This window comes from Streptomyces synnematoformans, assembly GCF_039531005.1.
Lineage (GTDB): Bacteria > Actinomycetota > Actinomycetes > Streptomycetales > Streptomycetaceae > Streptomyces > Streptomyces synnematoformans.
In genome coordinates this window covers 1-10,727 of the sequence record NZ_BAAAPF010000246.1, presented here as the reverse complement: position 1 = coordinate 10,727, position 10,727 = coordinate 1, and the positions used below count along the sequence as shown (strand labels likewise).

Genomic DNA, 10,727 nt, shown 5'->3' with positions numbered 1-10,727 from the left:
AGCCGCCGGGCCGGCCTTGCCGCCGGACCCCCCGCGCGCGTCCCGCGGGCCGGCGCCCGGATCGCCGCCGGAGCCACCGGAGTCCTCCGCGCCCGCCTCCCCGGCGTCCGCGCCGGACTCCGCCTCCGAACCGGCCGCCACGGCCTCCGAGTCGCTCTCCCGGCTCGGCGCCGGCACGCGCGGCGTACCGCCGGCCGCCTCGCCGTTGGCCCGCTGCCGGTCCGACTGCGGTGTGGACGACTGGAGCGCGGTCCCCCCGGTGGTGCGGAATAGTTCGTCGGCCCCGGGCAGGCTCACTCGGCGTGGCACCGGGCGAGCACCTCCCTGGCGAGCTGGCGGTAGGCGGCCGCGCCCACGGAGTTCGACGCGTACGAGGTGATGGGCTCGCCGGCCACGGTGGTCTCGGGGAAGCGGACGGTGCGCCCGATGACCGTGTGGTAGACGTGGTCGTCGAACGCCTCGACGACGCGCGCCAGCACCTCGCGGCTGTGCACGGTCCGCGAGTCGTACATCGTGGCGAGGATGCCGTCCAGCTCCAGGTCGGGGTTGAGCCGCTCCTGGACCTTCTCGATCGTCTCGGTGAGCAGCGCGACCCCGCGCAGCGCGAAGAACTCGCACTCCAGCGGCACGATCACCTTGTGCGCCGCGGTCAGCGCGTTGACCGTGAGCAGCCCCAGCGACGGCTGGCAGTCGATGACGACGTAGTCGTACTCGGCCAGCAGCGGCTTCAGCGCGCGCTGCAGCGTCTGCTCCCGGGCCACCTCGCTCACCAGCTGCACCTCGGCGGCGGAGAGGTCGATGTTGCTGGGGAGCAGGTCCATGTTCGGCACGGCCGTCTTGAGCAGCACCTCGTCGGCCGCCATGCCCCGCTCCATGAGCAGGTTGTAGACCGTGAGGTCCAGCTCCATGGGGTTGACGCCGAGGCCGACGGAGAGGGCGCCCTGCGGGTCGAAGTCCACGAGCAGCACGCGGCGGCCGTACTCGGCCAGCGCCGCGCCCAGGTTGATGGCGGACGTGGTCTTGCCGACGCCGCCCTTCTGGTTGCACATGGCGATGACCTTCGCCGGGCCGTGGTCGGTGACCGGGCCCGGGATGGGGAAGTACGGCAGCGGGCGGCCCGTGGGGCCGATGCGCTCCCGGCGCTGCCGGGCGGCGTCCGGGGCGAGGGTCGCGGCGTACTCGGGATCCGGCTCGTAGTCCGCGTCCGGATCGTAGAAGTGACCTTCTGACAGGTCCTCGAAGTCGGAGGCGGCGGATGCGGCGAGACGGGTGGTGTCCTCGCCGCCGCCCTGGCTGCCGGTCATGGCGTTCACGTGATGACCGTCCATGCTCTGGTATGCGTTTCCGCCCTGGTGTGCGTGTGCCGAGAAGGTGTGGACGGCGACGGAGCCGACAGGCGCCTCCACCCCCGGAGGAACGTGGCCCCGCGCAGGCGTGCCTGGACGACCACCCCCGGGAGCAAATGTCGACTCATTCACAAGTCGTCCTACCTCCTTGGTGACCAGGGCACTTCTCGATTGGTCAGCGTGGCACCATGCCGACGATTGGCGACTCTATGGCGTGTCGGGGTCCCGCAGCAACACAATCCCGCAGACAGAGCACGATGTGTCGGGTGTGGAACACCACTTCGGGCACGCCGCACGACGGCGTGGCGCCCGGCCGAACCCCTGGTGACAAGGTTCGGCCGGTGATGTGCAGTTGACAGTGTCGCCGGTGTGGTCGATGTGCCGCGCACCTGCGCGAAATCAGCCCAGCACGCGCGCGAGTTCGGCCGCCGGAAGACCGTGCGCCTCCGCCACGGGACCGTAAACGACCTGTCCTTCGTGCGTGTTGAGGCCGTGGGCCAGCGCCGGATCGGCACGCAGCGCCGCCCGCCAGCCGAGGTTCGCGAGCTTGACGATGTACGGCAGGGTGGCGTTGGTGAGCGCGTACGTGGACGTGTTGGGCACCGCGCCGGGCATGTTGGCGACGCAGTAGAAGACCGAGTCGTGCACCCGGAAGGTCGGCTCCGCGTGCGTGGTCGGGCGCGAGTCGGCGAAGCAGCCGCCCTGGTCGATCGCGATGTCGACAAGCACACTTCCCGGCTTCATCCGCGACACCAGCTCGTTGTCGACGAGCTTCGGGGCCTTCGCGCCGGGGATGAGCACCGCGCCGATCACCAGGTCGGCGTCCACGACGGCCTGCCCGAGCGCGTAGGCGCTGGAGGCGAGGGTGCGCACCCGCGTGCCGAAGACCTTGTCGGCCTCGCGCAGCTTGCGCACGTCGGTGTCGAGCAGCGTGACGTGGAAGCCCATGCCGACGGCGATATGCGTGGCGTTCCAGCCGGAGACGCCGCCGCCGATCACGACGGCCTGCCCGGGCACCACGCCGGGCACGCCGCCCGGCAGCACGCCGCGACCGCCCTGCGAGCGCATCAGGTGGTACGCGCCGACCTGCGGGGCGAGCCGGCCGGCGACCTCCGACATCGGGGCGAGCAGCGGCAGTTGCCGGTCGGCGGTCTCCACCGTCTCGTACGCGACGGCGGTGGTGCCGGACTCCAGCAGCGCTTCGGTGCACGGGCGGGAGGCGGCGAGGTGGAGGTAGGTGAAGAGCACCTGGTCCTTGCGCAGGCGGTGGTACTCCTCCGCGACCGGCTCCTTGACCTTCAGCACGAGGTCGGCGGCGGCCCACACGTCGTCGGCGGCGGGCAGGATCTCCGCCCCGGCCGCGACGTACTCCTCGTCGGAGATGGAGGAGCCGAGGCCGGCGCCCTGCTCCACGAGTACCTCATGGCGGTGGCGGACCAGCTCGTGGACTCCGGCAGGCGTGATGGCCACCCGGAACTCGTTGTTCTTGACCTCGCGTGGGATTCCGACCTTCACGATGGATCACGGTCCTTGGGGTGAGGGGATCTCGTCAGGCCCCGGTCGGGGTGTCCGCCGCGGCCTGGCCATTCTTAAATGAAGGAATCCTCCGAGTCCAGCCTTTGAAACAGACATATTTCTGCGATGTGTCGATGGATTCACAGGTCGGCGGCAGCTGGACGGGGGGCCGGGCCCGTCTTCGGACGCTCCTCGGAGACGGTCTCCGCGGCGACCTCGACGGGCTCCGCCGCGGGCTCCGCGGGGGTGTCCGCGGGGGTGTCCGCGGGGGTGTCCGGCTCGGTCTCCGGACCGGGCCCGGCGGCGGCCTCCGGCTCCGCCGCCGGCACGCGCTCCCCGCCGTCGTCCGGGGCCGCGCCGGCCGCGCGGTCCGGCGCGGTCGTCTGCGCCGAGACCGGCTCCGCGGCGGGCACGGAGACGGACCCGGGCGCGGGCTCCGGCTCCAGTTCCGACTGCGGCTCCGGTTCCGTTTGCGGTTGCGGTTCCGTTTGCGGCTGCGGCTGCGGCTGCGGCACGGGTTCCGGCGCGACGGCCGCGACGGGCCCCTCGGCGTGTTCCGGTACCTGGCCGGCGAGCCGCCCCGCCGCCGCCCGGTGCAGCTCCGCCGCCTCCGGGTCGCCCGCGCCGTCGACGAGGTCCGCCAGCCGGAGCTGCACCGCCGCCCGCAGCGCGGTGTCGCCCGAGACCCGCGCGGCCTCCATCGCCCGGGTGCACGTCCTGAGCGCCTCCCGCGGGTACCCCGCGTACTGCTGCACCCGCGCCACCTCGCCCAGCGCCCGCGCCTGCCCGGCGACGTCCCCGAGCCGGCGGTGGGCCGCCGCCGACCCGCGCCACTCGCGCAGCGCCCAGCCCCAGGCCCCGGCGTACGTGTGCACCGCGCCGAGCCGCGCCCGCAGCCGCGCCTCGTCGGCCAGCTCGCCGCGCGTCTGCCGCAGCGACAGGGCCCGCCCGAACCAGTCCGCCGCCCGGCCCCAGTCCCGCAGCTCCTGGTACGCCGCCCCGACGGACTCCAGCGCCCGCCCCACCGGCTGCGGATCCCGCGCCCTGCGCGCCGCCGCCAGCGCCTCCCGGTACCGCCCGAGCGCCTCCCGGGGCCGGTCCGCGCGCAGGTCCAGGTCGCCGAGGTTGAGCAGCGCCGCCGCCTTCTCCCACACCAGCCCGCGCCGCTCGGCGACGCCCAGCACCAGTTCGTGCAGCCGGTACTGCTCGGGCGCGGCGTCCGCCTCGCCCCGGTGCGCGGCCAGCGCCCGCGACAGCGCGGCGACCAGCCGCCGCGCCAGCGTGTCCAGCTCCCCGTCGGCGACGGCCATCCGGGCCGCGGCCAGCAGCGTCGGCAGCCGGCTGCGCAGCCACGCGGCGGCGGCCTCCGGCGACGGGAAGCGCAGCGCCCGCGGCAGCCCCGCGAGCCGCGCGTGCACCGCCGAGCCGGCGGGCTCGGTGACGGCCCGGCAGGACTGCAGCAGGCGTACGTACCGCTCCAGCATCCGGGCCCGGGCGAGCTGCACCTCCTCGGCCCCCGCCCCGGTCTCCAGCGCCTCGCGCAGCAGCGGCTGCAGGCAGCCGGGCACCTCGTACTGCGTGAGGACGGCCTCCGCCGGCTCCGGTACGGGACGCAGCAGCCCCTGGCCGGCGCAGTCCGCGAGCGTGGTGCGGGCCGCGGCGACCGTGCAGCCGGCGAGCGCGGCGGCGGAGTGGGCGTCGACGAGCCCGGCGGGCGCCAGCGGCAGCAGCCGCAGCAGCTGCGCGACGGGCGGCGGCAGGGAGTCGTATACGAACCGGAACGCCCGCGCCAGCGCCTTCGGACCGGACGGCCGCCCGGCGGACCCCTCGGTGGTCCCGCCCTTGCGGCGCAGCTCCCGTACGGCGTCGGCGACGCACGCCTGCGGGTGCCCGGCGAGCCAGCCGCCGGCCAGCACCAGCGCCGCGGGGTGGCCGGCGCACTCCTCGGCCAGCACGTGGGTGGCCTCCGGGTCGCAGGCGATCCGCGTCTCCCCCGCGTACGAGGCGACCAGCGCCAGCGCCGCCGCGGGCTCCAGCCCGCCGAGGGTGCACGGCCGTACGTCCGGCACGCCCTTCAGCGGACCCTCGGCGACGGCGACGACGAGGCAGTCGCGCGACTCGGGGACCAGTTCCAGCAGCTGTTCGGGGTCGGTGACGTCGTCGAGCACGAGCACCGCCGAGCGCTCCGCCAGCGCGGTGCGCAGCTCGGCGGCGAGGTGCGCGGGCCCTCTGCCTGCGACCGGCGGCACGCCGAGGGCGTCGAGCAGGTCGCGTACGGCCCGCTCCAGCGGCACCGCCTCGCCGCCGGGGGCGGAGAGCCGCGCGGTGTGGACGCCGCCGGGGTAGTCGGTCGCGACGGTGCGGGCCAGCTCGGCGGCGAGCGCGCTGCGCCCGGAGCCCGGCCGCCCGGCGATGAGCAGCACCCGGCTACGGGGCGCGGGGCGGCCGGCGAGGGTGTCGAGCCCGGCGCGGGCGATGTCGGCACGCAGGGCGTCGAGCTCGCGGGTCCTGCCGACGAACCGGTGGGGGGCGGCCTGTTCCGTCACGCCGGTGAGCGTAATTCACCCGGCGTGAGGGGCGGGCCACGTGACGGCACATGGCCGAACGCCGGAACGAAAATCACCGCATCGGATCAACCGCCCGGCGGCCCCGGCCCGCCGCGCCGGGAAGCCCGCCGCGCGCGTGGGCGGTGCCCCCGGGCGCGGACGGGTGTGCGCGGAGGTTCCTCAGGACGTGAACGGGCGGGCCGGCCAGGGGGCGTTCGCCGGGCGCAGCGCGTCGAGGCCGCCGTCCGCGCGGGCGGCCTGGAGCGCCAGCACGCCGAGCATCAGGCAGTTGTTGTGCAGGTCCCCGGCGAGGACGCCGCGCAGCAGGTCCGCCACCGGGACGCGGTCGAGCGTGAGGTCCAGCTCCTCGCCCTCGGCGGCGAAGCGCTCGCCCTCCGCGTCGGTGACGCCGCGGGCGAGGAAGACGCGGACGGCCTCGTCGCAGCCGCCGGGCGTGGTGTAGACGTCGACCAGTACGCGCCAGTCGTCGGCCTTGACGTGCGCCTCCTCGTACAGCTCGCGCTGGGCGGCGCTCAGCGGGTTCTCGCCGGGCACGTCGAGGAGCCCGGCGGGGATCTCCCAGAGCTTGTGCCGTACGGGGTGGCGGTACTGGTTGAGCACCAGCACGCGGTCGTCGTCGTCGAGGGCGAGGACCGCGACCGAGCCGGGGTGGACCTGGTAGTCACGGCGGGCGACGGTGCCGTCCGGCATGACCACGTCGTCGGTGCGCACGGCCGTCTTGGCGCCGGTGAACGGCGTCGCGGAGGCGACGACCTCCCACTCGGCCGCCGTGTCGCGCAACTGCTCCGCTCTCACTTGCCCCCCTCGCGCGCGGCGGCCACCGGCTCCTGCCCGCCGGTGCGCGCGCTCTGCGGGCCGGCCGGCGTCCGGCCGGCGCCCTGCTGCCGCGCGCCCTCCTGTCCGGCGCCCTCCCGGCCCGCCCCCTCCTGCCGGGCGCCCTCCTGTATCGCGACGGCCGCCTTCACCAGCCCGGCGAACAGCGGGTGCGGCCGCGTCGGCCGCGAGCGCAGCTCGGGGTGGGCCTGGGTGGAGACCAGGTACGGGTGCACCTCGCGCGGGTACTCCACGTACTCCACCAGTTTGTTGTCCGGGGAGGTGCCGGAGAAGGCGAGCCCGGCCTTCTTCTCCAGCTCGCCGCGGTAGGAGTTGTTGACCTCGTAGCGGTGCCGGTGGCGCTCCTCGACGTAGGGCTGGTCCGCGTACGCCTCCCGTACCACCGAGCCCTCCGCCAGCTTGGCGGGATACAGCCCGAGGCGCATCGTGCCGCCCATGTCGCCCTCGCCGGCGACGATGTCGAGCTGCTCCTCCATGGTGGAGATCACCGGGTCGGTCGCGGCCCGGTCGAACTCCGTGGAGTTGGCGCCCGCGATGCCCGCCAGGTTCCGCGCCGCCTCGATGACGATGCAGTGCAGGCCGAGGCAGATGCCGAGCAGCGGCACGCGGTTCTCGCGGGCGTACGTGATCGCGCCGATCTTGCCCTCCACGCCGCGCTCGCCGAAGCCGCCGGGGATGACGATGCCGTCCACGTCGGCGAGGTGCTTGCGGGCACTCTGCGGCGTGCGGCAGTCGTCGGACGTGACCCACTTGATCTTGGCGCGGGCGTTGTTGGCGAAGCCGCCGGCGCGGATGGCCTCGGTGACCGACAGGTAGGCGTCGGGCAGGTCGATGTACTTGCCGACGAGCGCGATCGTCACCTCGTGCGCCGGCTTGTGCACGCGCCGCAGCAGGTCGTCCCACTCGGTCCAGTCCACGTCGCGGAACGGCAGGTCCAGCTTGCGGACGACGTACGCGTCCAGGCCCTCCGCGTGCAGCACCTTGGGGATGTCGTAGATCGACTTGGCGTCGATGGCGGCGACGACGGCGGCGTCGTCGACGTCGCACATGAGCGAGATCTTCCGCTTGATCGCCGCCGGCACCTCGCGGTCGGCGCGCAGGACGATCGCGTCGGGCTGGATGCCGATGCTGCGCAGCGCGGAGACCGAGTGCTGCGTCGGCTTGGTCTTCAGCTCGCCGGACGGGCCGATGTACGGCAGCAGCGAGATGTGCACGACGAACACGTTGTCCCGGCCGACCTCGTGCCGCACCTGGCGGACGGCTTCGAGGAACGGCAGCGACTCGATGTCGCCGACGGTGCCGCCGACCTCGGTGATCACCACGTCCACGTCGTCGGTCGCCATACGCCGGATACGGGACTTGATCTCGTTGGTGATGTGCGGGATCACCTGGACCGTGTCGCCCAGGTACTCGCCGCGGCGCTCCTTGGCGATCACGGAGGAGTAGACCTGGCCGGTGGTGACGTTCGCCGAGCCGTCCAGATCGACGTCGAGGAAGCGCTCGTAGTGCCCGATGTCGAGGTCGGTCTCCGCGCCGTCGTTGGTGACGAAGACCTCGCCGTGCTGGAACGGGTTCATCGTGCCGGGGTCGACGTTCAGGTACGGGTCCAGCTTCTGCATCGTCACCCGCAGCCCGCGCGCCTTCAGCAGCGCGCCCAGGCTGGAGGCGGTGAGCCCCTTGCCGAGCGAGGAGGCGACGCCTCCCGTGACGAAGATGTGCTTTGTCGTCGTGGATGGCATTGCCAAGAGGGGCTCCCGTGGTCGCTTGACGAGGTGCGTGGCGGGGTGCCCCAGATCGAGGTGGGTCGCTCGGCGAGCGCCGCCGCCACCTGCCCGGCCGGCCCTCCGCTCCACGGGCTACCAGGGTATCAGTGATCCCCTGGTCACCACCCGCGGCCGACCGCCGTCCCGCCGCCCGACCCGATCGGCCCAGGAGGAATCCGCGACCCTGGCGCGCGCGCACACGCGAAGGCTTTATCCTCTGCGGAACGCACTTCTAGCTGGAGAGGCACGTGGCGGGGCGGATCGAGGACTACGCACTTCTGGGCGACATGCAGACGGCCGCGCTCGTCCGTCGCGACGGCACGACCGACTGGCTCTGCCTGCCCCGGTTCGACTCCCATGCGGTGTTCGCCTCCCTACTGGGGACAGAGGAGCACGGCTTCTGGCGGATCGGGCCCGCGTACGCCCCCGAAGCGGGCCCGCCGCCCGCGACCCGGCGGCGCTACCGTGGCGACTCGCTGGTCCTGGAGTCCGAGTGGGACACCCCCCGGGGGACGGTCCGGCTGATCGACTTCATGCCGCCGCGCGACAGCGCCTCCCCGCAGCTGATCCGCATCGTCGAGGGCGTCACCGGGCGGGTGCCGATGCGCTCCGCGCTGCGGATGCGCTTCTCCTACGGCCGCATCGTGCCGTGGGTCCACCAGACCGACGACGGCCGCACCGTCGGCGTCGCCGGGCCGGACTCGGTGTGGCTCGACGCCCCGGTGCCGACGTACGGCCGGGACCTCACGACGTACTCGGACTTCACGGTCGGCCCCGGCGACCGGCTGGCGTTCACGATCAGCTGGCAGCCCTCGCACCGCGAGCCGCCGCAGCCCGCCGACCCCGAGGCGGCGCTGACCGCCACGGAGGACTTCTGGCGGGAGTGGACCGGGCACTGCACGTACCACGGCCCCTACCGGCACGCCGTGATCCGCTCGCTGATCACGCTCAAGGCCCTGACGTACGAGCCGACCGGCGGCATCGTCGCCGCGCCCACCACCTCGCTGCCCGAGGACATCGGCGGCGTGCGCAACTGGGACTACCGCTTCACCTGGCTGCGCGACGCCGCGATCACCCTGTCGTCCCTGCTGCGCACCGGGTACCACGAGGAGGCGCGCGCCTGGCGCGAGTGGCTGCTGCGCGCCGTCGCCGGCGATCCGGAGAACCTGCAGATCATGTACGGCATCGCCGGCGAACGCGAGCTGGGCGAGTCGGAGCTGGAGTGGCTGCCGGGATACGAGAGCTCCCGCCCGGTGCGCGCCGGCAACGGCGCGGCCGGGCAGCTGCAGCTCGACGTCTACGGCGAGGTCGTCGAGGCGCTCCACCTCGCGCACATGACGGGCCTCGCCCGCAACGACTACGCCTCGCTGCTGCAGCTGAAGATGATCCGCTGGGTCGAGGAGAACTGGGACCGCCCCGACGAGGGGCTGTGGGAGGTGCGCGGCCCGCGGCGGCACTTCGTGCACTCGAAGGTGATGACCTGGGTCGCCGTCGACCGCACGATCAAGCTCATCGAGTCGGGCGAGGCGGACGGCCCGCTGGAGCGCTGGCAGCGGCTCCGCGACGACATCCACCGGGACGTGTGCGAGAAGGGCTACGACCGCCAGCGCAACACCTTCACGCAGTCCTACGGCTCGCAGGAGCTGGACGCCTCGCTGCTGCTCATCCCGCAGGTCGGCTTCCTGCCGCCGGACGACAAGCGCGTCATCGGCACCATCGAGGCCATCCAGCGCGAGCTGGGCACCCCCGACGGCTTCATCCGCCGCTACCCGACCGCGGGCGACGAGACCGGCAGCGACGGTCTGCCGGGCGACGAAGGCGCGTTCCTCGCCTGCTCGTTCTGGATGGCGGACGACCTGGCGATGATCGGCCGGGTGCAGGAGGCGCGGCAGCTCTTCGAGAAGCTGCTGGCGCTCCGGAACGACCTGGGGCTGCTCGCGGAGGAGTGGGACCCGCGGCTGCAGCGCCAGGTCGGGAACTTCCCGCAGGCGTTCAGCCACGTGCCGCTGATCGACACGGCGCTGCGGCTGAGCGCGTCGGGCGCGTACGGCTAGCGCGGGTAGCGCTCCGCGCAGGGCGGCGGGAGCGGGGGCGCCCGGCGGCGAGCGCGCGCCCGGGACGGGCAACCACTCGGCCAGCCGCGCGTACCAGTGTCCTCGGCCGGCCCCAGGCCGCAGGCGCTACGTCATCAGCTCGTCGTAGATCGCGAGGACCTGGGCGACCGTGTCGTCCTCCGTCGGCCACGTGCCGGCCCGGGCGCGGCCCGCGGCGGCGAGCCGCGCGCGTCGTGCGGGGTCGTCGAGCAGGGCCGTCACCGCGTCGGCGAGCGCGCGGCCGTCCCCGTACGGCACGAGTTCCGCCGCGTCGCCGACGAGTTCGGGGACGCCGCCGACCGCCGTGGCCACCAGCGGGGCGCCCGCGTGCAGCGCCTCCTGGGCGAGCACCGGGCGCGCCTCCCACGGGCTGGAGAGCACCGCGACGTCCGCGGCGGCCAGCAGCCGGCGCAGGTCGTCGTGGCGGCCCACGAGCCGTACGGGCAGCTTCTCGGCGTCGATACGGCGCTGCAGCCTCCCGCGCGCCGGGCCCTCGCCGGCGATCGCGAGCAGCGGCTGCTCCGGCAGCGCCCGCCACCTGCGGGCGGCGTCCAGCAGCGCGGCGTGCGCGCCGTACGCGGCGAGCGGGGCGGCGGTGACCACCAGCGG

At 74.2% G+C, this 10,727-nt stretch carries 7 protein-coding genes and 1 pseudogene; 1 reads left to right on the top strand and 7 read right to left on the bottom strand.

From position 1 onward, the window contains the following. The 6 genes and pseudogenes from ABD317_RS27340 to pyrG form a co-directional block, all read right to left on the bottom strand. Window positions 1-309, bottom strand: a pseudogene (locus tag ABD317_RS27340) (hypothetical protein); the annotation flags it as partial. Continuing rightward, window positions 294-1,478 carry an AAA family ATPase gene (locus tag ABD317_RS27335; RefSeq protein ID WP_078627954.1) on the bottom strand — a complete coding sequence of 395 codons (1,185 nt, stop codon included), beginning with the start codon at window positions 1,476-1,478 and terminating at the stop codon, window positions 294-296. The pseudogene ABD317_RS27340 and the gene ABD317_RS27335, both read right to left, overlap by 16 nt. A 267-nt stretch (window positions 1,479-1,745) precedes the next feature. Beyond that, window positions 1,746-2,861, bottom strand: coding sequence for an alanine dehydrogenase (gene ald, locus ABD317_RS27330; protein ID WP_344292969.1), 1,116 nt, complete (start codon window positions 2,859-2,861; stop codon window positions 1,746-1,748). A 140-nt stretch (window positions 2,862-3,001) separates the two neighbouring features. Continuing rightward, the gene (locus ABD317_RS27325; RefSeq protein ID WP_344292967.1) at window positions 3,002-5,407 is read right to left on the bottom strand and encodes a tetratricopeptide repeat protein; all 2,406 of its coding nucleotides are present in this window, start codon (window positions 5,405-5,407) and stop codon (window positions 3,002-3,004) included. A 180-nt stretch (window positions 5,408-5,587) separates the two neighbouring features. After that, window positions 5,588-6,223 (bottom strand): NUDIX domain-containing protein, encoded by a 636-nt coding sequence (locus tag ABD317_RS27320; protein WP_344292964.1) that lies wholly within the window; start codon window positions 6,221-6,223, stop codon window positions 5,588-5,590. Then, window positions 6,220-8,001, bottom strand: a complete 1,782-nt coding sequence (pyrG, locus tag ABD317_RS27315) for a CTP synthase (RefSeq protein ID WP_344292971.1) — start codon at window positions 7,999-8,001, stop codon at window positions 6,220-6,222. Before pyrG ends, ABD317_RS27320 begins: the two co-directional genes overlap by 4 nt. 272 nt (window positions 8,002-8,273) lie before the next feature. Between pyrG and ABD317_RS27310 the strand changes: the two genes are divergently transcribed. Continuing rightward, window positions 8,274-10,079, top strand: a complete 1,806-nt coding sequence (locus tag ABD317_RS27310) for a glycoside hydrolase family 15 protein (protein ID WP_344292962.1) — start codon at window positions 8,274-8,276, stop codon at window positions 10,077-10,079. Between the two features lie 126 nt (window positions 10,080-10,205). On the opposite strand, the gene ABD317_RS27305 is transcribed toward ABD317_RS27310, so the two are convergent. Further along, window positions 10,206-10,727: glycosyltransferase family 4 protein (locus ABD317_RS27305; protein ID WP_344292960.1), on the bottom strand; the 522-nt coding region annotated here is incomplete at its 5' end.

Excerpts from the sequence above, each read along its gene's own strand:
- pyrG (WP_344292971.1), bottom strand. The coding sequence starts at position 8,001 with ATGCCATCCACGACGACAAAGCACATCTTCGTCACGGGAGGCGTCGCC.